Origin of the sequence: Candidatus Marithrix sp. Canyon 246 (assembly GCF_001723685.1) — a bacterium.
Taxonomy (GTDB): Bacteria; Pseudomonadota; Gammaproteobacteria; order Beggiatoales; family Beggiatoaceae; genus Marithrix.
Genome location: NZ_MCBX01000022.1, coordinates 1 through 23,397 on the forward strand (window position 1 = coordinate 1; position 23,397 = coordinate 23,397).

Sequence of the window (23,397 nt, forward strand, 5' to 3'; positions counted from 1 at the left end):
CCAGTCATAAGCACAATGAGTATCAGCAGCTAGACTTGGAGCAGTAAAACAAATCTGCTGTACTATTTTTTGCTGATGCTTTGAGGATCTATCCAAATAACTGGTCATTTCCCAGACATTCATTGGCTTGTCTTCATCAAGATAATACAAATTTGGCTTATATTGGCAAGGTGATAAATGACATTTATACTTTACAGTTAATTTAACAGATTCAACTGTGGTATCATCTTCTACCAATACATCCAAAAAGCCATGAGTATTTAAATCATTAATGATATTAACTCCACCATTAGGAAGAGCTCCTAAATCTAAATTAAAAGTATAACCATTTGAATAAGTTGCAGTCTGCCACTGATTTGAGGGTAAAGAGAGTAAACCGGGAGTAGAATTACCTGGACCAAAGTGCTGACCCCATCCAGGAGCTAAACTACTGCCACTAGCACCAAAAAATATCAACAGAAGGGTATCATTACTCGATAGTGAAGAATTACCAGGTTTAGCTTTAACTTCTAATGTTGCTCCAACAATCGTCTTGCCCAGTATCTTTAAACCTGTAAAGGTATGACCAACAAACTTATTTATACTGGTATTGCCAAACCCCTTAAAAGTATTATTAGGATATTTATCTTGCATGTTATCACTAGGAATAGCCGTTGTAGGTTCATAAACTTTTGTTTCATTTTGGCAAGGTTCTTCTGCATAAGCGGCTGGAGTTATTAAACTCAACGCCACTATACTTATATTGGCTAGTTTTAATAGCCTCTGTTTTTTTAGATATGATTTCATCATTATTACTCCAAGTTAAATATTAAGTTTTTAATTTACGATATTATAAGACGGACACTTTGATGATTTTTGCCAAAAAAACTTAATTTAAATTCTAAGTATCTGAATTTTATCTTAGTATTTGTTTTAACCTTAAAGTTAATGATGAGTAAAATTTACAAAAGGTGTGATTAATTAGTTTTTCAACCTCAGCGCAGGATCACCAAAAAGTGTAAACATCCTTAAAACTTCTGCTGAGGCTCCAAGTTCATATGCCTTTATCTTGGCTTCGGTGGTAATTAAACCTAATTTTCTATTGCCTTGTTTGAACACGCTGTCAAATATTTATTTGGCTAAGATCGCATTTTCCCATAAATAGGTAAAATTGCTTGAACTATTGTTGTTGCAAACCATAATAAATATACTATAATTATTTTACACTGCTACTATGTTAGTGTTTAAAACCACTAATCTCTAATAGCCAAACCACTAGGCACTTGATTCACAGCAGTCTTACGAAGATCGATACAATTAACATCAGTCAAAGCATGTAAAAATGCCACTAAATCAGAAACTTCTTTATCAGTTAATTTTATAGGCTTAATTTCAATTGCATCAATTATTGCTTGACGACGCTTTTTATCTTGATGCACGATAAGATCAATTTTATCAAGATCAGCTCTCGAAGCTAATACGGCTTGACTAATATCATAATTATTTAAAACCTCAACTGGATTTAGATGATGGCGTACCATTTGTTCTAAATCATTATACGCACCATCATGACCCCAAGGTCCAGTCATAGCGACTTGACGTAGAGATGGTGTGCGAAATTTAAAACGATCATTTTCATTGTTAGTTACTCGCTCACGACCAAAATCATCATGTCCATCATTATAACCGGGTAAATTATCACCTTTCCCCGGACCAATTTGAGGAATTCCAATAGCATGAAATTTATGATCTGTTTGAAATGCTCCACTATGACAACTGCTACAACGCGCTTTTCCATAAAATAATTTAGCACCTCGAATTTGCTGTTGACTAGCTACGTCGTGATTACCACGCAAATATTGATCAAAAGGAGAATTAGTGCAGCGGAAAGCAGCAGCTTCAAAGCTAGAAATGGCATTAGCGGCATGTACATAAGTAATATCTTGCGCAGCATTAACATCTGCAAAAGCAGCAATAAATAAATTAACATACTCATCTATTTTCTGCAATCTTTCAGCTAATTGTTGCCACGCACTAATTAAATTACCATTAGCTACTGCATCTGCAATAGGATTTTCTCCTTTTTCACCCGCCATTTCTGCATCAGATGTTACTGGAAACATAGCCTGTACAGCCAATGGATTATCTAAGCCTAAAGGTAAATCATCACCAGCAGGGCTTATAAGTTTTGTTACTCTGCCATCATGAAATAATGTAGTAAATTCCAAAGCTCCTAAATTAAATATATGTGGAGAATTACGAGCCACTCTAGCTTTAATATTATTAGGATTTCGCATCACACCTAAGCCAATTCCGCCAGTACCAATAGCTAAAGAGATACCATCACCAGTAGCGGCAAAAGGATGATGACAAGTAGCGCATGAGATATTTTTATTGCCACTTAAAATTTTATCAAAAAATAAAAACTTACCCAAATTTTCCATTTTAGCATTAGTTTTCGGAAAATCCTGATCAGTAACTAAAAACTCATTAGCGAATACTAATTCTACAGCAAATAAACTAATAAAAACCATTTTTTTTATGTAAATCATATTTGATTACTCCTTAATATTAATTAGAATATCTTAATATATTAAGACTAAAATATGTGACTTTTAAAATTCAGACATACAGACATGAAAAAGGTAACGGACAAGTTTTGACACCTATTTCAAGCTTAGCGCAGGATCACCAAAAAGGGTAAACATCCTTAAAACTTCTGCTGAGGCTCCAAGTTCATATGCCTTTATCTTGGCTTGGGTGGTGTAGAGGTGAGTTGGCACTTTGCTATCTTCTAAATTGATTTTAGCATCTCCAACTAGAAATACATACATTTTTGCCATGCAATTCTATCCAATCAAGTTGTTATTTAAATAAATTAATTGTAACTGCAACTTCTTTATTTTGATTAAATAGTTGTAAATTTTCTGGAATTATCCTAAGGGATTTTGAGGCGGATTTTTTGAGTCTTATAACTGGCAGGTTTTAAAAACCTGACAGGTCTGCAAATTAATCCAATGTAGCAGATATGATCTTATCAGCATGGAAAGTACGTGTTCCATCATATTCAATATCTTCTAAACCATAACAATATGTTACACCAGCTTCAACATTTTGATCTTGTTCAGAATAACTTGCACCCAAGACTCCATCTTGAGATTTAGAATAAACCAAAGGTTGAACTTGTCTTACATCTTGATAATTAGAAGGTTCAAGAGAACATTGCCCATCTATTGGTGTAGCTCTCCAAAGAGTAAAACCAGCGTTGTTGGTTTCAGTTCCAGTGGTCCAATTTATGGTTACTTTGCCATCAGTGACGTTGGCTGTGAATGAATCTAGGTTTACAGATAGTTGTTCTTCTGGTGGACGTAATTCATAACTCACACCACCAATCAACTCTTTTCCTTCAAATTGTTTAACATGGAAATAGACTTTTCCAGATAAGTCTTTTTGTGTTAAAGCAGTTGGAGCAAATGTCAAATTCAATTTGAGTTCTTCGCCTTTTTTTACTTCTATAACAATTGATCCCTTATCTCCAGTAAGTTTAGCTTCTTTTCCATCTATTATTTCTAGACCTTTTGGATCTTTAATAGGTAAATTTTCTAGTCCGCCAAGCGTTACATTTGTTAATTCCTTTGCTAATTTTATAACTTTTCCCTTTTCGTTTGTTGCCTCAAAGACCAGTGTTAGTATTCCTGTCTCTTTCATTGTAAGCACATTTAAACCTACAACAATAGGTTTCTTATCTTGCAAATGAATGGTTTCGAGGTTTCTCTGAGCTATGTTATTATTATATTTAACAGAATTATTAGCTGTACTAGGATCTATTGGTGTTTTCAAACGTACTTGCACACAATAATGTTTACCTATGTTTCCAGCAGTAAAACTAGGTACATTCCAAGGAATGCTGGCCAGATATGTGCCATTTAATGCTAAACTAGAAATAATATGATTGCCTGCAAAAGACCATCCTCCTGACGTACCACTATAATGGGTATAAAATTCCACATTTACATTATGAGCGTTTATTGGACTTTTATTACGTATAAGAGCATTAATATAATTTGTAGTTCCAAGCACTAGTGGTTGATGAGTTGGTAAAGATAGGTTTGGACCTGTAACGACACTATTGTTAGTCATAACAATATCTCTTGAACACCACCAAGAATTACAAACGTTGCTGGGAGGACTAGGTTCTATTCCTGTATCATTATTATTATCTCTGACCCAAACATCAAATTTACACTTATAATGTACAGTTAATTTAATAGATTCAACCGTAGTATCATCTTGGACTAATACATCCAAAAAGCCATGAGTATTTAACTCATTAATAATACTAACTCCAGCATTCGGAGGTGTTCCTAGTTTTGTTAAATTTCCTAAATTTAAATTGAAAGTCTGACCATTTTGATAAAATATAATGATCCACTGTTGTGGGAGTAAACCGAGATTAGGATTACCTGAACCAAAGTAAGTACCCCAGCCAGAAGTTAAACTACTGCCACTAGGACCATAAAATTTCAAATGAAGGCTGTCATTATTAGATAATGAAGAGCGACCGGGTTTAGCTTTAACTTCTAGTGTTGCTCCAACAATCGTCTTGCCCGGTATGTTTAAACTGGTAAAGGTATGACCAAAAAACTGATTCCCCCCTGTATCACCAAACCCCTTAAATTTTTGATCAGGATATGCGGCTAACATGTTATCACTAGGCTTAGCTACATCAGTCTGATAAACCTTTGTTTCATCATCTTTGCAAGGTTTAAAATCGCAGTTTTCTAAAGAAACCGCGTCAAGAAACATACCATGCTTATTTGATGGACCTGTATCTTGAAATTCCAAACGTGTGGTGCTACCAACACTGCCAGTTACTGTATAAGCATAAACACTCCATGATGTGGTATTTGCTCCTGCGCCTGCTGAAAGATCATCTAAAATATTTCCGTTCCATAATACTCTAATTTTATTATCAGAAGCTGGTCTATTTGGACGAGGTGAAATGGCAAATTTTAAGGTATAGCATTGTCGAGGTTTAGTAGGCACATCTTGGTAAATACCACTACTTGCGCTACTATCTAACTCTATAAAGTTATTGCCTTCATATGGAATTCCTAATCCCGGTAAATTGTTTACTATATCAACTTCAGGTCCAAAAGATAAGGTCCATCCTAGAATAGAATTAAAATTATTCCATGTTCCATTAGGTATAGTAGGTTTCTCAAAACCACCGTTTAGGATTATATTGGCGAACGTCGATGGAGCTGTCAACACCCCAAATGACATAGTAAAAGCGATACTGGCTAGTTTTAATAGCCTCTGTTTTTTTAGATATGATTTCATCATCATTACTCCAAGTTAAATATTAAGTTTTTAATTTACGATATTATAAGACGGACATTTTGATGAATTTTGCCAAAAAAAAATAAATTAAATTGTAAGTATATGAATTTTATGCTAGTAATTTAGCTTGACATTAAGATGAATGATGACTATTATGTAAGAGAATGCTTCAGATACCTAAAAAACCTAACTTTATTCAAAGGTTATTAAAATGACAACCATAGAGGTTCTACAAATTCCACAAGAAAAACAACAACTTTATTTGGAAAATTTTATCCAAAGTTATTTTTATGCAAGCAAATAACTTCATTATAAATGGTGAAAAAAGTCAGCGATACGCAGTCACGGAGCGGAGTAAGCTAAACTCAGTAATGAAGTAATGAATTATTTGGCTTGCTATTTTATGCTTTATTCGTTTATCCACGTAATTAGTTGTACTTATAGTGCGTCACATCAGTTTCTATATGATATAAATAAATTAATTAGTTTTTCAAGCTCAGCGCAGGATCACCAAAAAGGGTAAACATCCTTAAAACTTCTGCTGATGCCCCTTGTTCATATGCCTTTATCTTGGCTTGGGTGGTAATTAAACCTAATTTTCTATTACCTTGTTTGAACACGCTGTCAAATATATATTTGGCTAAGATCGCATTTTCCCATAAATAGGTAAAATTGCTGGCGGCAAATACTCCAATCGCCCCAGTTTTAGATATTACCATCTCTTCGGCAAGGGAATATGCGTAGGAGCTTATAAAGTATCCATTGATACATGTCAGCATTAATGCAAAAATTAGTTGTTCATTGTTTAGTTTTTCTACATCGCTTGATTTAAATAATCCTTTGTCAATACTCCATTTGTCTATTGTGCCATGTCCAATATAATTGCTCATCATTACACCATTGTTTATGCTAGCAATAATGTCTTGATTGGCTTGAGTTGCTTCTACGTAGGGTTCTAAATAAATTTTATCAGCCTCATATTGCGCTGGCAATATCTTAAATAAACGCTCATTAAAATCATGAAATTGAGTTTCATTATCAGCAACTAATAATACTTTATCAGGTGCTTCATTAGTTGAATTCTCAAAACATATGATTTTATGAATTATTTGCCTTACCATTTCTGGATTGTTTCCCGGAATTCTACCAATCAACATATCTGGTAAATTATCATTTCCTGCCACACTTACATACCAGTTGTCATCAGGAGTTATTATATTTTCAGCACTGACGTAGAGATGAGTTGGTACCTTGCTATCTTCTAAATTTATTTTGGCATCTCCAACTAGAAATACATAATTTGGTGCTGGCTTAGCCCAGTTTTTATAGGTATAAGCTAAGAATTCCTTAATAGCGGCTGAATCAGCTAAGCCATGATTGAATTCATTATAAATGTCTTCGACGCTAACAGTTTTAACGCGCAAACCTTGTTGGTGGCGTAATTCGGCTAATGGTTCTACTGCTGGCAAAAATTCTTTGGCGGTAATTAGTATATAATCTGCGCCGTTATTTGGATTTTTTAGTTCAGGTGATTGCCAAACACTTATATTTTTTGGACTATGTATTTTATTTATAATAGAATTATTGCCATGCAATTCTATCCAATCAAGAAAAATACTATCAACAATTGCTCCAGTATCTCCGGGCAATTTGATAGTTAAAATATTAGAATCCTGATTAAATATTGATGCTGGCACTAACATTTCCTGAATATATTCAGTTCTACCATCCCAACTAGCGTCTCCAATTAAGTTGTCATTTAAGTAAATTAATGTATGATGATTAGGATGAGGAGCCGCTGTAGTGTAACCATAAAAAGCTATCTTAATTGTTGTTGCTGAATTTTGTGAGGGGATGTTATAATTTTTAACATCTAAAGCATTTAGTCGTTGCCAAAACCCTTTCGACTCATGTCTTCCCCAAATATTATCTTGTTCAATGTGAATAGCTTTACTGTCAATTGAATTGATTCTTTTACCTAAACTGTTTGTGTTCCAATATAACCAATAAACTTTGGATTCTGCATAAAATTCAAGATATTGTTCTGGTAAATTAATTGTAACAGCAACTTGTTTGCCTTGATTAAATAATTGTAAATTTTCTGGAATTATTGCCGCTGGCATTCCAGCTTTTACTGCTTGTTGATAATATATTCTATAAATACCATTTTTTGTGGTTTCAATTCTTAAAGCTTGATGTGGTTTAGTTTTAAAAATTTTAATACGTGATTTTCGTAAGGAATTTTCAAAATGAATTTTTAGGCGGATTTTTTGAACTTTATAATTGCCTTGACATGGCAAAACTCGTAAGCGACTAACTGGAATATCGCGTAAAATTTGTCTAACACCAAGTTCTACTAATTCTTTAACTGGTTTATTAATATCCAACAGCTCAGCCCAAAAATTACCAGTTGATGGTACTTGTATTAATAAGCCGCTGCTAACACAAGAATTGAATTCTACAATTAGCTGCTTTGCATCAGAATTGATGATTTTAATATCATTTGCTTGAACTATCGTTGTTGCAAATAATAAGATATTATATATAATAAATTTACACATTATAATGATAAGACCTGTCAGGTTTTAAAAACCTGACAGGTCTGTCGGTTAATTGAAAGTAGCAGATATAATATTATCTACATGGAAAGTACGTGTTCCATCATAATCAACATCTTCTAAACCATAACAATATGTTACACCAGCTTCAACATTTTGATCTGGTTCAGAATAACTTGCACCCAAGACTCCATCTTGAGATTTAGAATAAACCAAAGGTTGAACTTGTTTTACATCCTTATAATTAGAAGGATCAAGAGAACATTGACCATCTTTTGGTGTAGCTCTCCAAAGGGTAAAACCAGCATTGTTGGTTTCAGTTCCTGTGGTCCAATTTATGGTGATTTTACCATCAGCCGCGTTGGTTGTGAATGTGTCTAGGCTTACTGATAGTATTGGTACCAAAGGTTCTAAGTTGGTTTGTTCTTTCATATCATCTACAACTTTTACAAATTCTTTAACTTTAGTACAATCATAGCCAACACCATGACCAGCTATAGTCACCCATCCAAATGGTTCGCCGGTATCTTTGTTATAAACCGCTGGTGCATTATCACTACCACCGTGGTTATATATCACCACAGGTGGCAATTTCATTAAATTACCATTTTTAATCACTAATGGACTTTTATTGATTAGCGTTATATCTATTGTATTATCTAAATTCCAATCAAGATCAACTTCTACAAAGATATCAAAGAAACTTTCTGCTGGAAATTCACCTGCAACACCAGTCTTAACTTCCACTTCACCAATACTACGTGGTATCGTACCACCAGCTCTAATTGCATTAGCTGAAAACTTAGCATCACAATTTTTTTGTCTTTCCCAATGATTCATATTGAATCCGACAATTTGTGTATGTATTTCTCTAGTACCAGCAGGTCCATCTATAAATGGATTATTAGAGAAGTCACTATCTTTAACTTTGGCAGCAAAAAATTGGCTGCAAGAGTTATTAGTACCTTGTTTACATACATCAGCACCACCAGTGTCTGTTGGATCAGCATCTTTATGTGGTGCGCTACGACCAATTCGAGTATTAGTATCAAGTAGTACTGGACTTCTGACAAAACATTTAGGATCACCAAATGGGCAAGTATCTATCTTAAAGAGTTTTTGTCCCATTTCTTTAGTCAGTCTGATACCAAATCGTCCTAAAGAAGTAGTTCTATCAACACCGGCTGAAGGTATAATTGGTTCTAATTTTTTCACTTCTTTCATGCTAAGCATAATTTCTTTGAATTGATCAATTTGACTACAATCATAACCAACACCATGACCAGCTAATGTTATCCATCCAACTGGTTCACCAGTTACAGTATCATAAACCGCTGGAGCATTTTCTTTACCATCATGTACGTAAACTACACGAGGTGGTAATTTATTCAAATTCGCATTTTGAATAACTAATGGGCTTTTGTTATATACTATCAGATTACGAGTGTTATCTAAGTTCCAATCTACATCAACTTCTACAAAGACATTAAAAAAACTTTCAGCAGGAAAAATCTCCATTAGCAGTTTTGGCTTCTATTTCACCAATGCTACGATCTCTTTTGGGGGCTGCACTACCAGCTTTAACTGAATTAGCTGAAAATTTAGCATCGCAACGTAGTTGATTTTTCCAATGATTCATATTGAATGTTAGAATTTGGGTATGTATTTCTCTCGTGCCATTAGGACCTTCATTAAACTTCAAAGGAACAGGAAATGTTGGAAGGATTAAATCACTATCTTTAACTGTTTTTGCGGCAAAATTACTGCAAGCTGGAACACCCGGTCCCGGTTGATCACATATAAAAGCACCTTTTTTATCAGTGCTATTAGCATCATTAGAATCCTTATGTGGATCACTACGACCGATTTGAGTATTATAATCAATTAAGAATGGACTCAGGAATAAACATTTTGGATTAGTAGGACAATCATTGATTCCTAATATAGTTTTTCCCCACTTTTGAGTGAGTCGAATTCCAAACTGACCTATAGAAGTAGTTTTATCAACGCCCGCTTCAGGAAAATTGGCTGACCACGCCACAGATGGTACTACCATGCTCAGGCATAGTATTGTTGCTGCAACAATTGATTTCATATTAATCACCTAGATGTTTTGTGTCATCGAATAATTTCGACATTTATTATAGACGGACATTTTGGTGATTTTTGCCAAATTTTTTTTAAAAAATTTTTTTGTAACAATTATATTTACATATAATATTTTTTATAAAAGACCTGTCAGGTCTGTAGCTTAATTTATAATATTCATAATCAAATTGCCATTTTAACAAAATTAATATTCAAATACAAGAATTAGGCAATGAAGCTCTAACATATTAGCTAATATATATAATATGATATACTAATAATTTTTTTAGGAAAACTTCACATGATTACACGTTTATACATTGATAATTTTAAATCTTTTGTTAATTTTGAATTAACGGCTAAATCATTAAACCTGTTATTAGGTGCTAATGGTAGCGGTAAATCATCAATGTTTGAAATTTTAGTGTTATTACAAAAGTTTATTCAAGGTGAAACTGCATCAAAATCATTTACAATCAACAGCCTGACACGTTGGCAATTATTGAATATTCAGACATTAGAACTTGAAATAGGAAGCTATCAATATCGTTTAGAAATTGAACATCAAGTTCAACAGCGGCAAAGTCACGTTAAACAAGAAAGCTTAGTATTTGATGGACAAATTCTCTATAAATTTTTAGAAGGTGAAATACAACTATATAATGATGATTTTTCACCAGCAGCTCGTTTTAATTTTGATTGGAATCGTTCTGGTTTAACCACCATTTTGCCGAATAACAATAATACACGTTTAACTTGGTTTAAAAACCGTATCAATCAAATTTATGTTTTACGTATGAATCCTTTTGCTATACAATCACGTAGCGAATTTGAAGTGACACAGCCTAATACAGATTTAAGCAACTTTGCTTCATGGTATCGTAACTTATTACAAGAGCAGCCTGCTATGTATGCAACATTACAACAAAGTTTACGAGATGCAATTGAAGGATTTGATACACTATCACTTGTTAATGATGGAGAACATGCAAGACAACTAAAAGTGAAATTTCAAAGCCAAAATGAAGAAACTTTCCGTTTTGGTTCAAAATTAGAATTTTATTTTAATGAACTTTCTGAAGGGCAACAAGCACTTATAATACTTTATACATTATTAAATTATTCTTGTGAAAATGATTTAACTTTATGTTTAGACGAACCAGAAAATTTTTTAGCTTTACCAGAAATTCAACCGTGGCTATTACAAATGGCTGACAAAGCCGAACAAGAAGCTTGTCAAATATTTTTTATATCTCACCATCCAGAATTAATCAACTATCTTGCGGCATCCAAAGGATATTGGTTTGAAAGACTCAAAGGGCGTGCAGTGCGTGTACATCCTATATTTCAGACAGAGTTAGACAAGACATTACCTATATCTGAATTGGTGGCAAGAGGTTGGATAAATTATGAGTAGGCGTTATTCACAAGTAATAATACTTTGTGAAGATAGACAACACGAAGTTTTTATTCGTCATTATTTAAAAAAGCGGTATCATATCACAGAAAGACAAATTCGAGTCATAGTTTGCCCTGCTGGCAGGGGTGCAGGCGAACAGTTTGTTCGCCGCGAATATTCAATACAGGTTAAATTATTACGACAAAAAGCTCATTTATCAAAAGCACTTGTTATTATGATTGATGCAGATAAGTTATCTGTAAAAGAACGATTAAATCAATTAGTTCCCTTACCGCAAGACAATGAAAAAATTGTACGTTTAGTTCCAAAACGCAATATTGAAACATGGATACATTACCTGAATAACAATGATTCATCTATTAATGAAATAGATGTTTATCCTAAATTTGAAAAAGAAAGTGCTTGTAAACCCGGAGTCGAAAAACTAATAAATTTTTGTATTAATGGTTTACCAATAAATTGTTTGCCTTCACTTGAAATTGCTTGTATTGAATGGAATGGTTTATAACAATGCAAATTATTGTTGTGATAGCATTGCTAAAATAGCTAAACTTTGGCTAAAAAACCTGTTGATTTCCACATACTATTTTTGGGAATTAGCTATTTTAGTGATTTTTGTTATCATCGTCAACTGCCAGATGAATGGTATTAGCAAAAGTGAGCTGATTAGTTCAATGGCTATTACTACTACTGGAATCGCGGCTTGCCAATAGGAATATACTTGTGGATTTAAGCCCTCTAAGATTTTATTCGTAGTTCGTAGGTTGGGCTGACGATAGAAAACGAAGTAACGAAGCTAAGCGGAGTAAGCCCAACCTACTTTCTTTATTCTATTCTGTATCGTAAACAATACGCATTTGATTTTATAAGGGGCGAGGCTAAAGCCTCACTTCCTATTTAATTCTGTATATTCGTGATACATTAGAAGATATATTTAACTAAATAAAACCTGTCAGGTCTGTAGCTTAATTCAATCTAGCAGATATAATCTTATCAGCATGGAAAGTACGTTTTCCATCATAATCAACATCTTCTAAACCATAACAATATGTTACACCAGCTTCAACATTTTGATCTGTGTAGCTCTCCAAAGGGTAAAACCAGCATTGTCAGTTTCAGTTCCTGTGGTCCAATTGATGGTTATTTTGCCATTAGCGGCGGTGGCAGTGAATGAGTCTAGGCTTACGGATAGCTAACTTGGTATTTTCTTTCATCTTAGAAATACTTTGCAGAAACAGAGACACATCACTAGGTTTGTTACAATCGTACTCAGTAGCATGACCAGCTAATGTCACCCATCCGAACGGTTTATCGTTATGAGAATGGTATATCCAATAATAAATTATCGAAAAAACCATTCTTCTAATATTATTCTTTCAGTATTATTGAAAATAATTAAATGCTTATGAAAATTTCGCTGATAACGGTTAAGTTGCTTATCATAATAGGGTATATGGTAAAATATATCATTTTTTTTAAACAGGATAATAAATGATGCCTACAGTTCAAGTTAAAGCACACATTAATTTTGATGAATTGATGAATGTAGTTAAACAATTTAATTCATCTGACTTAGAAAGATTTGCCTTGTCTTTGCGTCATATACAAGCGCAACGTAAAGTAGCTTCTATACCACGTCGTGAGTCTGAACTTTTACTTAAAATTAATCAAAAGCTTCCGTATGATATTCAAACTGCTTATGATAATTTAATTGCTAAGCGTCAGGCTGAGACTTTAAGTTCTGAAGAATACCAAGAATTGTTAGATTTAACTGAAAAAGTAGAACAATTTGAAGCCAAACGAATAGAAGCTATGACAGAACTTGCTGGTTTACGCCAAACTTCAATAACTCACACATGAATGAATTAGACATTAAATCACCTTCTTATGTATAAGAGCAATCCAATTGCCCTTATATATAATCCTTTGACGAAAAATATTATTGATAATAGTACCTGTCAGATGAATGGTATATCCAGTAATAAATTATCGAAAAAATCATAAATGTTATAATGCCACTTATTGTTACCATAGTAGTTAATGGTATTAGCAATACTGAGCTGATTAGTTCAATCGCTATTAGAACTAATAAAATCCGTACTATAATTATACGATTCAATCGACTGCAAATAATTGCACCTAGTGGCGCACCTATTACTACTACTGGAATCGCGGCTTGCCAGTAGGAATATACTTGCGCATTTAAGCCGCCTAAGATGAAAATTTGCACACTAAAGCCTACTAAGGCGTTGATTGCCATTAATATAACTGAGGTAGGAGTGGCTATCTTTTCGTTCATTTTAAATAATAGTATCATTATAGAAAATGTCATAATGTCGATGCCATTACCTACTAATCCACTCATCATTCCACCTAAAAATCCAGTTGCTATTAATATTATTCTTTCAGTATTATTGAAAATAATTAAATGCTTATGCAAATTTCGCTGATTACGGTTAAGTATAAATAAGGTAATGGCGAAACTGCTTATCATTGCAGTAAATGATATTTTAATGATGGCTGGTGGCAAAATTGGTGCTAGCCAAATTGAACTTATTATAATTCCAAAGACTCCACCTAAGCTTGCCCAACGAATAACTCGCCATTCAACTCGAATGCCTAGATATATTATCACTATAGTTGCCATTGTCATTCCAACTGATTGAATAGCAAGTGAAAAAACTTTAGCGTCTATGGGATTTATGTCTAATAATTTGGTAAATACTGGAAAAGCTACTGCGCCACCACCTTCGCTAGTAGCTCCAGCGATTAAGGAGCCAAATACCATTGTTAAAGAAATTTGCCAATGATCTTGAATATAGTTATGATTCAAGATCATTGCGACAAATCCTATGAAAAAAATCTTGTTCATGGTGATAGATACGGAGTTAGAGCATCGCGTAGAGATTTTGGTATTGGAGTTGGCTGGTTTTGACTCATACAAGCTATTTGTTGTTCTCCTCGCGCTATCAGTTCATCAGCGCGAATATAATCAAATAACATCACAACTCTACTGGAAGTCACTTCTCCAGCTCGCATAGTTAATATAACTTCATCAAAAGCAAACAATTCGTTAAAATATTCACAAGATACGCGAGTCGTTACCATAACTAAGTTCTGATATAATTGTTCTAATATATCGGGCGCATGATCCTTTAAAAACATTTCCCTACACGCGCCTTGCCAACGAATATGGTTGGCATAATAGACGTTGCCAACTAAATTGGTTTCTTCAAAGGTGACTATATGGTGCCATTTATAATCCATGATTTGTACCTACTAATACCGCTAATGCTAAAGCTTGTTGTGTGTTTTTCATCGTCAACACTGATGAGGCGATAGTCATATTTCCTGCTCCAAATAAAATCCAGCCGTTATTTGTTACTGTTTTTATAGTTAAAGGTGTTTCTGGCAATGCGCCAACTTTTTTCAGGCATTCTTTTGCTGTCCATACTCGCGTTGCGGCATTATCAATATTTTCATGGGCTTGTTGAGAAATTATATCTACTAAGTTGTGGTGATTACCTAATAAATCTGTCCAAATGTCGCGTTTTATTACTGCTTCTATATCACAAGATAAATCTTGTATTCCAGTTATTGTTAAACTTAGTTCTTTGCTATGGCTTACTGATACTTTTAAATCTGAGTTCAGAATTTGCGGTTTACCATCTGGTCGTTTTACTAGTTTTTCCTTATTATTAAAATTTATAGATGCTTCTGGTATTAATTCTTGAACGCTACGCTCTACATATGGTGCTAATAGTGATTTGACCCATCCTGTTTTTTGCCATTCTATCGCTGATACTTTGTGTAAACGTAATCCTTCCCAAGTTTCTCGTAAGCTTCCATCTGCACCTCGCAAGACTAAGTCATAGCAGAATAAATCATCTTTTTGCCAACGTTCCTTAGCAGTAACAATCCATGGTCCATTTACCGTAACATCAACTAAATTTAAGCGTTCAACACCAATTGGCAATAATTGGGCGTGAGGAATACAAGCTTGAATCGCATGAATAGCGGCATCTCGTGATCCGGCATCACCTAAGATTAAGTTTGGTGGTAAATAACGTCCAAACCATGTTTGTTTGTCATCATTTGCAATTTCAGCTATACATTGAGTTGCTTCTAAATGTCGATAGGAGCTGATACGTTGAAAACGTCCAGTTTGGAATAGTAAGTTGCCATATAATTCTTGTGCAGGAATTATATCTTTAGAATCAATTTCTACTATGTCTTTAGTAGAACTTTTACTAAATACACAACGCGCCCGAAAATGGTCAACTTTAAAGTTAGTTTGGCTACAACGTACTACCACATCAACTTCACCAGAACTTTGAACAAGGGCTGCAATTTGTAATGTTTCTGTATCTTCAACTATAATTGGGCGAGAAAATTCTATATCTTCAAAAGACGGTATTTGATCTGTAGCTAATACCGCTGATGCTACTTGCGCCATTGCTTCTAAAGCCATTACTGCTGGAAATAGTCGTTCGCCCTTGAATACATGATCATTAAGATAAGGATCAGTAGTTGCTGAAATTTCGACTTCAGTAACTAATTCAATACCGGGATAATAAACGCGCGGTTGCAGAAAACGCAGAAATGGTAGCTCTGGGCGTTGCAGTGGCATAGTAGGAGTTGTAGGCATTCGCCCAGTTACCACTACCGTTTGAGTCCAATTTTGTTTCAGTGCTTGATGCAATATAGCTATACCTACGTCAGGTGAAATTGCTGTAATCCCTTGTTGAGAGAGGATTTCATCACTGCCTAAACGTCTGCCCATTCCTACTTCTGACCAAACTGACCATTCTAAAGTTAAACAGCGGCAATTTGGATGATTTATATTAGCTAGCCGTTCATTGGCTAAGGCATAATGAGCTTCTCCGGGCATTCCGGCGGTGGCAATTACTGATCCGAAATTAACTAATAAACGCAAATCTTTGATAGCTGATAATATATTACCTAAGCCATCTACTTTAGGTGCTAGGGTGCGTTTTAAAGTATCTTCATCAAGATCGCGGATTAATGTAGGTTTATTAGTTCCGGCACCGTGTATTAGGGCGGTAATTGGTCCCAATTCAGATACTATAGCTGTAACGGCATCAGCATCAGTAATATCAATTGAAAAATATTGGAAATTGATACCCATTTGTTTGAAACGCGCTAAATTCTTAGCAAGTTCAGGGTCATTTTCTGGCTTTGAACGACCAAGTAAAGCTAAACGCACATCATATTCTGTGGCTAAAGATGCTGCACATTCTGCGGTAATACCTTTGCCACCGCCTGTAACTAAAATTAAACCTGACAGGTTTTTTAAACCTGACAGGTTTTGAAAACCTGTCAGGTTTTTTAAACGTCGTTGATGGCGAATTCCGTTATTATCATAATAAACTTCATGGTAATTTTCGGCAATCTGTACTTCAGCTAAAACACGTTCAATAACATGTTCATCATTTGGTAGTGTGATTACTACAGTGGTAATGTCAGTTTGTTCTTGATAGAAGCTACGAGCAAAAGCGGCAGTTCCCATACTATATTGTATTAAGATAAAATACTGTTTGCCAAACCCAGCTTTTGCCGCTGCTAATATCATTGCTAAATCGTTTTGATCAGCCAAACATAAAGCAACACCATTGCCTCCCCAAGCATTTAAAGCTTGTTCAAGCTGTTCATTATCACCAAATACTTGCCAACCACCATCACCTTTTGCTGGATGTATAGTGCCATTTAATGGTGTTGCCACTTGTTCAACTATAAATGGTCGTACCCACGCATCAACACCCATAGTTAGTGTAGTTTTTTCTGTTTTAACTTCACCGCTGGCGATTCTATCTTCAATAGCAGTGGCAATTTCTTCTAAGCTAGCATTTGCATAAGCAGTTGGATCAGCCGCTGCATTTAAACCTTTTTTACGTCCAACTTCTGCAACTATTTGACCGACGCTAATTGAATTTAGGTGTAAATCGGCTAATAAGCGGCTATTATTATGTACGGCATTAGTTGGTAATTCAGCGCGTTTTGCGATTAAACTACGTAGAAGTTCTATGGTATTTTCAGATTGTGGTTGTTCTTCCTCAATAGTATCAACTTGTTCAATTGAAGGAGCTAATTCACAAGGGTTGGCGAAAAATTTGGGTTGCCAATCTAGTGAAAATGGGCGCGTGAAACGATCAGCATACAAGGATTTGATTTCTGTACCTACAACATAAGCGGCTGCTAAGGTATTTAATAAACTTTGTAGTGAATTATTAGCTACATCTAAACTTACTACTGGTACATCAGTTACTAGATTAGTTAGTATTTGTCCGGGTCCAACTTCAATAAATAAATCAGTATCTTGTGCTGCCAATTCCAATGCTTGAGTGAAACGAACTGGATCAGTAAGTTGCTTTGTTAGTAGCGATCTTAAATCAGTATCTGCTTCTAATTCGCTACCAGTAATAGTTGATATAACTGGTTGTTGTATCGGTTTGAGTGTGATTGATGCTAAATAATCCTCTAAAACTTCAGCGGCAGGTATCATCAATTTAGAATGAAAGCCGTGAGATACTGGTAACAGGGTAGTTTTTACTCCTTTAAGAGAGGCTTGCAAATTTTTTATTTCTTCAACTGTACCAGAAACTATTGTTTGATTAGGACTATTGTAACAAGCAATATTAATACCTTCCATAATATCAGCCGATGCGATACTAAGCATAGCACCGTTTCCACCAGCATCAGTCATAGCACGCCCACGTACTTTTGCTAATTCTAATAGAGTCGCTTCATCCATTGCGCCAGCCCAATGCAATGCCGCTAATTCCCCAAGACTATGTCCAATTGCTAATTGTGCTTTGACACCAAAGTAGTCTAATAGTTGTAATCCTGCAATTTCTGCGGTTATAATTGCAGGTTGCGCTACAGCAGTGGATTTATCATCTGATTTAGCTAATTGGGCGCGTTCATATAAGGCTTGAATTTGTGTAAAACGCTGTGCAAATGCTCCACCATTTAAGCGTACTGGTGAGGCTTGACCCGGAAATAATAAGCTTATTTTGCCTATTGAATTATATAAAAATATATCTGTTTCAAAGACTTGCGTAGTTCCAGCCGCTATATAAGCCTTTAATTGTTTGATTTTGTCAGCCAATTCAGTTGGAGTAGCAGCTATTATTGCAGCTCGTATATTGCCTTGAACCGTTAAACTAGCTGCTAAATCTGTTAATTCGCTTAATGAAAGTCTGGCTGCTATTGCAGCTAATTGTTGTAATTGAATTTCAAGCGAAACGAAATCATCAGCACCAAATAGGAATAGTTCATAATCCTGCGAACTAGTTAATAATTGATGTTCTCTTGGAGTCAATCGAGAACGGCGAGTATTACTTATAGCTTCAATAGTTAAATGCACATTGATGCCACCAAAACCAAAAGAACTAATTCCTGCTCTTAAAGCTTGTTCAGATGGCCAAATTTCACCTTTAGATAACAAGGATAAATTAGTATTTGTAAGTACTGAATGTGGGTGTTTAAAACCGGTGGTAGGTGGTAAAATTTGATGATGTACTGCCATAACCGCTTTTAATAATCCAGCCATTCCAGCCGCTGCTTTAGTATGACCAATATTAGCTTTAACCGAACCAAGGGCAGCCCGAGCTGCATTTTCACTACGAGCTGATACTAGAGTTTTAAGTTCAACCTCATCTCCAACCTTGGTGCCAGTGCCATGACCTTCAAAAAGAGCTACAGTATCAATATCATAACCAGCTTGCTGATAAGCACGTTTTAGAGCTAGACTTTGTCCTTTCTCTTCAGGGCGCGTTATGCCGCCACTGCCATCTGAGGAAATACCCCAACCTTTAAGAAGACCATAACAGCGGGCACCACAAGCAAGCGCATCATCATAGCGCATTAACACCATAAAACCACAACCTTCACCGGGCCAAAATCCGTTAGAAGCGGCATCATAAACGCGCATTTCTTCTGACGCTAATGCACCTATGGCAGAAAAACCTACTAGTTCAAATGGATCAAGGCTTAAATCAACACCACCAACTACCACACTATCTATTTCATCAGCAACCAAAGCTCGACAAGCATTAGCTACTGCTAATAATGAAGAACTACAAGCACCATCTAAAGTATAACCACCGCCGCCAAAGTCAAAGTAGTTACAAATACGACCCGCAATGGTATTAGAAAGACCACCAGCAAGAGTATCCTCCCCAACTGCCTCAAATGCTTGTTTATAATTAGCTTCTAAATCCAAAATAAAGGATTTTATTTTATCGCTATTCCAGTCGTATTGAGCTAAGCTTGCTTCTACCATACGACGTACATATGGCCATCGTAAGCGCATTTGTGCAGCCCGTGAAAATTCACCAGTAAGCGTATTACCTACTAAAACTCCAGTGCGAGATTTTGATAATCCATTACCATCAGTAAAACCGGCATTTTCTAAAGCTTGGGCTGCTACATCTAAGGCTAGCCAATGACTATGATCGGTGCTACGATAAGTATTACCTGCGATTTTATATTTAACTCTATCAAATTCATAACCTTCAATAACGGCTGCTTGATTACAATAAATTTCAGGATAATCAGCCAAGTTTAATCTTTCTGTTGGTAATCGGCGAAAGGCACGTCGTTTGTTCAACACATTTTCCCAAAGTGCTTTTGGAGTATCAGCATCAGGATAATGACAAGCCATACCAACTATTGCAATATCTTTCATGATCTTATCTCCTTAGCTGACATATAGATGCCACGAATAATACACACTGAAAACAAGGCAAAAAATAACCCAAACACAATATGCAACATCATAAAAATCGCATAAGCAACGGCTACTGAGACTCCAAATATTACTTGTCCAAGTGGCTTAAATGGTGTAGAGCCGGGATCTTCTACCATATAAAAAGTAAATAATAGGAAGGCAACACCTGTCATCATTTCTAATTCAGTGATCATAGGGGTATCAAAATACCAAGCTCGTAATATAGCTTGAGCGGCAAATGCAATTAACCAAGCAATAATTAAAGGAATCCGCCTAGCATAACGCGCATTTAAAAATGTACCAAAAACAATAAAAAATGCTGGCAATATCCAATCTATGCTGCCGCTAAAATTTTCAGTATATTGATAAGGAGGGCTAATACTTACCCACGGTAATAATATTAGCGTTATTGTAATCCCTGCGTTTGATGGATTGAGAAAATGCTGGTATCGATTGCCTATTTTTAAGCGAAAAATATATTTTGATCCATTTGCAACAGCAGAAGCAAAAGCTATAGGCCATAATTGTTCATTAGAATACAACAACATAGATACAGCTACGGCAGTAATATGGGCTGGCAATAAAAAATTAATAAAGGCTATGAATCCTCCTTCATAGCGAGCTTTTTGACCTTTGGTTTTTGCTTCTATGGTTTCTAATATTATGTCTGTCAAATATCCAGTTATTAAGGCAACAAATACATAAGCATAAGATGCTTCAAAACCTAATATCCATAAACCAAATATTGTTAAAGCAGTAATAGCAAATGCGAAACGTCGTAAAGCAGCTAAGCGCATATCTTTTTTCATGATATAATCCTCTATTAATTAAGTTCTATTGTATGCCAACCGGGAGCAAGTGATAAAACTTCTTTATTCACTTTACCTTGTGAATTACGCCAGCTAACTTCTACTTTTAAGTTTGAATCAAGCTTATTTAAGCCAAAATGTAAATCAGGGCTACGTTTACCAGAATGACCATTGCCACCATCAACTTGTGCGACTAAAACACGTTTATTAGGCAATGTGACTTTTATAGCAGCACCAATAGCTGGACTACTAATTTTTGTAGGATGTCCTTTATAAACAGTAACTTGTTTATTGTTAGTTCGTCTTATATGTAAGCCTAAATAGTTACCACAAGTATTTGGACAATTATTACGATAAAAATGAGAATCTTCCCATTGATTAGCCAGCGCGAAATCCAAATCACCATCACCATCAACATCGGCTACTGCAATACCTCTACTAACTTGCAATTGATCTAAACCTAGTTCAGCGGCAATGTTGATATAACGTCCATTAGCGGCGCGTGTATAAAATGGATTAGGTTTATAACCACTGAGATCATCATGAGGATATTGCAGGCGAGGCCAATATTGTGGATATTTTAATAGTTCATCATTGCCAATTGCTATTTGTTGAAGTTCTGGCCAACGGTTGATTTTACCCTTTAAAAAGCCAGTTGTTTGTATTATTTCAGCTTGTCCGTCATTATTAAAATCCGCAAATTTATTATCCCAAGACCAATCGCTACGAGAAACACCCAATGGTTCGCTTAGATCGACATAAGGTGCAATTCCTTGTTTCATAAGTTCAACTTCACCAGTGCTGACAAAGAGAAAATGGCTTTCTTCAAGTGCATATTCAGCAGCAATATTACTCACAAAAATATCTAACCAACCATCACCGTTAATATCAGCAAAATCAACTCCCATGCCTTTGAATGAATCTTTACCAACTACTTTGGAAGCCGGTGTAGTAAAACCGCGCTTACCTTCTAATAAAGCAAAATTTAAATTACCGGGAGTAGAACGATTATGAAGTAAACGATCTGGACCAAAATCATTAGCAAAATATAATTCTGGCAACATATCGCCATCTAAATCAGCCGCGCCTAGTGCTAATGTCCATGCGTAATTACTTTGTTTATCTAAGACTTCAGTACCATTAATTTTACGGAATGTATTATCTGGTTGTCCAAGAAAGAAATAAGTGCCGCCAGCATTATAGGCACGCGACATAGAATGTTGCATTTCATCAGGAATTTTAGAATTAGGATCAAGAATATGCGCCCCATCTTGAAAGTAATTTGCGATGATTATATCGAGATGCCCATCACCATCTATATCAGCAACAGTGGCAGCATTAGTAAACCAGCGTTCAAAACCATCTGTGACAATGTTGGTTGGATAAAAGTTAAACTCTTGTTTTGCTTGCATAAAAGCAATAGGAGGACGACCCCAATAATAGACTAATAAGTCCATTTTGCCATCTTGATTTAAATCTGCTGGTAAGCAGCCCATTGGTGCCATAGTGTTATCGTATTTTAATGGAGCAGCGGCTAGGGTTTTTGCTTGATAACGCATTTTTGTGCCCGGCACAGGTGCTACAATTACTTGATTAGTACGCACTTCAACGTAACATAAATCATTAGATAAGCCATCACCATCAAGATCATTAATAGCAACGCTAGCCCCTACAGCTGATATCCATCCTGATATATGCTCTAAACTAGGATTAATTATAAGAGGGAGAAGATTTTAAGGATTCGTCAGTGACATTTGCAGCAGTAATTGCATCAGTATTACAAAATATTTGACAGGCTTGTTCTGTATTAATAGTTGGATTACCGGCTTTTTCACGCGCTTTAGCGGCAAAAGCGGCACCTTGTGCTAATTGAGGAATGTTACCAAATTCAGCTAAATATTTTAATGCTGTTGTATCAACACCACCAGCATAAGTAGCAGCTAATCCAATTCCAGCCCATAAATCTGCTCGCCTTTCTACTGGAAAATTATTAATAGTGTCAACAATGACTTCAACATCAGCACCTTTAACAAACCACAAACTACGCCCTAAACCTTGATCAAACACAGATCGTGCATCAGCAGAAAGATGACGAGGCACAAGCTTTTTGGTGACAGTTTTTTGCCAATTGAAATAACCTTCATGGAAACCATAACCATCCACCGCCAACCAAGCCAATAATGGATCATCAAGAGAAGTTACAGCTTTATTAACATTACGATGCAAACGTGCCCAAGCCCAGCCAGCACCAACATGTAACATATAAATATGATGTGAACCGGCAGCTTGCATAAACTGTTTAAGACGCTGACGATGCCAAGGTGATACAAAATCCAAGATTGTTAAAGCCATTGCAGCCCCTTCATAGGCAAAACCACGTAATTCATCTACTTGTGTATCAAGTTTTTGAGTCAATGAATCAGTTTGTTCTGAGAAATACCGAAAATC

At 35.5% G+C, this 23,397-nt stretch carries 17 protein-coding genes and 1 pseudogene; 4 read left to right on the forward strand and 14 right to left on the reverse strand.

The annotated features are described in order from the left end of the window. The 7 genes from BHU68_RS11340 to BHU68_RS11365 form a co-directional block, all read right to left on the reverse strand. On the reverse strand, positions 1–786 hold a 786-nt coding region (locus tag BHU68_RS11340), incomplete at its 3' end, for a hypothetical protein (RefSeq protein ID WP_216115531.1). A 446-nt stretch (positions 787–1,232) separates the two neighbouring features. Then, positions 1,233–2,531, reverse strand: coding sequence for a cytochrome-c peroxidase (locus tag BHU68_RS11345; RefSeq protein ID WP_083234277.1), 1,299 nt, complete (start codon positions 2,529–2,531; stop codon positions 1,233–1,235). 114 nt (positions 2,532–2,645) lie between these two features. Continuing rightward, positions 2,646–2,822, reverse strand: a complete 177-nt coding sequence (locus BHU68_RS17335; RefSeq protein ID WP_171899646.1) for a hypothetical protein — start codon at positions 2,820–2,822, stop codon at positions 2,646–2,648. A 166-nt stretch (positions 2,823–2,988) separates the two neighbouring features. Next, positions 2,989–5,322, reverse strand: a complete 2,334-nt coding sequence (locus BHU68_RS11350; RefSeq protein WP_069472964.1) for a hypothetical protein — start codon at positions 5,320–5,322, stop codon at positions 2,989–2,991. A gap of 482 nt (positions 5,323–5,804) precedes the next feature. Next, positions 5,805–7,883 (reverse strand): C25 family cysteine peptidase, encoded by a 2,079-nt coding sequence (locus BHU68_RS11355; protein ID WP_069471183.1) that lies wholly within the window; start codon positions 7,881–7,883, stop codon positions 5,805–5,807. A gap of 48 nt (positions 7,884–7,931) precedes the next feature. Beyond that, a complete protein-coding gene (locus BHU68_RS11360; RefSeq protein ID WP_069471184.1) occupies positions 7,932–9,398 on the reverse strand; it encodes a hypothetical protein in 1,467 nt (488 codons plus the stop codon). After that, complete coding sequence (locus tag BHU68_RS11365) at positions 9,379–9,975, reverse strand: hypothetical protein (RefSeq protein WP_069471168.1); 597 nt, start codon at positions 9,973–9,975, stop codon at positions 9,379–9,381. Before BHU68_RS11365 ends, BHU68_RS11360 begins: the two co-directional genes overlap by 20 nt. 294 nt (positions 9,976–10,269) lie before the next feature. Here BHU68_RS11365 and BHU68_RS11370 point away from each other — a divergent pair, with 294 nt between their 5' ends. The 3 genes from BHU68_RS11370 to BHU68_RS17735 are packed head-to-tail and all read left to right on the forward strand — an operon-like array spanning position 10,270 to position 12,101. After that, a complete protein-coding gene (locus tag BHU68_RS11370) occupies positions 10,270–11,385 on the forward strand; it encodes an AAA family ATPase (RefSeq protein WP_069471169.1) in 1,116 nt (371 codons plus the stop codon). Further along, a complete protein-coding gene (locus BHU68_RS11375; RefSeq protein WP_069471170.1) occupies positions 11,378–11,896 on the forward strand; it encodes a hypothetical protein in 519 nt (172 codons plus the stop codon). Before BHU68_RS11370 ends, BHU68_RS11375 begins: the two co-directional genes overlap by 8 nt. Further along, a complete protein-coding gene (locus BHU68_RS17735; RefSeq protein WP_069471171.1) occupies positions 11,886–12,101 on the forward strand; it encodes a hypothetical protein in 216 nt (71 codons plus the stop codon). Before BHU68_RS11375 ends, BHU68_RS17735 begins: the two co-directional genes overlap by 11 nt. Before the next feature lie 252 nt (positions 12,102–12,353). On the opposite strand, the gene BHU68_RS18100 is transcribed toward BHU68_RS17735, so the two are convergent. Continuing rightward, the gene (locus BHU68_RS18100) at positions 12,354–12,479 is read right to left on the reverse strand and encodes a hypothetical protein (RefSeq protein ID WP_256359168.1); all 126 of its coding nucleotides are present in this window, start codon (positions 12,477–12,479) and stop codon (positions 12,354–12,356) included. A gap of 400 nt (positions 12,480–12,879) precedes the next feature. On the opposite strand from BHU68_RS18100, the gene BHU68_RS11385 reads away from it, so the two are divergent. Next, entirely contained in the window at positions 12,880–13,248 is a 369-nt protein-coding gene (locus tag BHU68_RS11385) for a hypothetical protein (protein WP_083234269.1), read from the forward strand. Positions 13,249–13,327: 79 nt separating this feature from the next. Here BHU68_RS11385 and BHU68_RS11390 read toward each other — a convergent pair whose 3' ends face one another. The 6 genes and pseudogenes from BHU68_RS11390 to BHU68_RS11415 form a co-directional block, all read right to left on the reverse strand. Next, the gene (locus BHU68_RS11390; protein WP_216092649.1) at positions 13,328–14,227 is read right to left on the reverse strand and encodes a sulfite exporter TauE/SafE family protein; all 900 of its coding nucleotides are present in this window, start codon (positions 14,225–14,227) and stop codon (positions 13,328–13,330) included. Positions 14,228–14,256: 29 nt separating this feature from the next. Then, the gene (locus tag BHU68_RS11395; protein ID WP_069471173.1) at positions 14,257–14,655 is read right to left on the reverse strand and encodes an acyl-CoA thioesterase; all 399 of its coding nucleotides are present in this window, start codon (positions 14,653–14,655) and stop codon (positions 14,257–14,259) included. Continuing rightward, positions 14,645–20,098 carry a type I polyketide synthase gene (locus BHU68_RS11400; protein ID WP_069471174.1) on the reverse strand — a complete coding sequence of 1,818 codons (5,454 nt, stop codon included), beginning with the start codon at positions 20,096–20,098 and terminating at the stop codon, positions 14,645–14,647. The genes BHU68_RS11395 and BHU68_RS11400 overlap by 11 nt, the downstream gene beginning before the upstream one ends. Continuing rightward, a complete protein-coding gene (locus tag BHU68_RS11405; RefSeq protein ID WP_069471175.1) occupies positions 20,095–20,949 on the reverse strand; it encodes an RnfABCDGE type electron transport complex subunit D in 855 nt (284 codons plus the stop codon). The genes BHU68_RS11400 and BHU68_RS11405 overlap by 4 nt, the downstream gene beginning before the upstream one ends. A 14-nt stretch (positions 20,950–20,963) precedes the next feature. Continuing rightward, entirely contained in the window at positions 20,964–22,553 is a 1,590-nt protein-coding gene (locus BHU68_RS11410; protein WP_069471176.1) for a CRTAC1 family protein, read from the reverse strand. 106 nt (positions 22,554–22,659) lie between these two features. Next, positions 22,660–23,367 (reverse strand): annotated as a pseudogene (locus BHU68_RS11415) (DUF1702 family protein); the annotation flags it as partial. Positions 23,368–23,397: the final 30 nt, after the last annotated feature.

Bases quoted from the DNA above. Each gene is read 5' to 3' on its own strand.
- BHU68_RS11395 (WP_069471173.1), bottom strand. From the start codon at position 14,655: ATGGATTATAAATGGCACCATATAGTCACCTTTGAAGAAACCAATTTA.
- BHU68_RS11405 (WP_069471175.1), bottom strand. From the start codon at position 20,949: ATGAAAAAAGATATGCGCTTAGCTGCTTTACGACGTTTCGCATTTGCT.
- BHU68_RS11375 (WP_069471170.1), top strand. From the start codon at position 11,378: ATGAGTAGGCGTTATTCACAAGTAATAATACTTTGTGAAGATAGACAA.
- BHU68_RS11345 (WP_083234277.1), bottom strand. From the start codon at position 2,531: ATGATTTACATAAAAAAAATGGTTTTTATTAGTTTATTTGCTGTAGAA.
- BHU68_RS11355 (WP_069471183.1), bottom strand. From the start codon at position 7,883: ATGTGTAAATTTATTATATATAATATCTTATTATTTGCAACAACGATA.
- BHU68_RS11385 (WP_083234269.1), top strand. From the start codon at position 12,880: ATGATGCCTACAGTTCAAGTTAAAGCACACATTAATTTTGATGAATTG.
- BHU68_RS17735 (WP_069471171.1), top strand. From the start codon at position 11,886: ATGGTTTATAACAATGCAAATTATTGTTGTGATAGCATTGCTAAAATA.
- BHU68_RS11400 (WP_069471174.1), bottom strand. From the start codon at position 20,098: ATGAAAGATATTGCAATAGTTGGTATGGCTTGTCATTATCCTGATGCT.
- BHU68_RS11390 (WP_216092649.1), bottom strand. From the start codon at position 14,227: ATGATCTTGAATCATAACTATATTCAAGATCATTGGCAAATTTCTTTA.
- BHU68_RS17335 (WP_171899646.1), bottom strand. From the start codon at position 2,822: ATGGCAAAAATGTATGTATTTCTAGTTGGAGATGCTAAAATCAATTTA.
- BHU68_RS11360 (WP_069471184.1), bottom strand. From the start codon at position 9,398: ATGGAGATTTTTCCTGCTGAAAGTTTTTTTAATGTCTTTGTAGAAGTT.
- BHU68_RS11350 (WP_069472964.1), bottom strand. From the start codon at position 5,322: ATGAAATCATATCTAAAAAAACAGAGGCTATTAAAACTAGCCAGTATC.
- BHU68_RS11370 (WP_069471169.1), top strand. From the start codon at position 10,270: ATGATTACACGTTTATACATTGATAATTTTAAATCTTTTGTTAATTTT.
- BHU68_RS11365 (WP_069471168.1), bottom strand. From the start codon at position 9,975: ATGAAATCAATTGTTGCAGCAACAATACTATGCCTGAGCATGGTAGTA.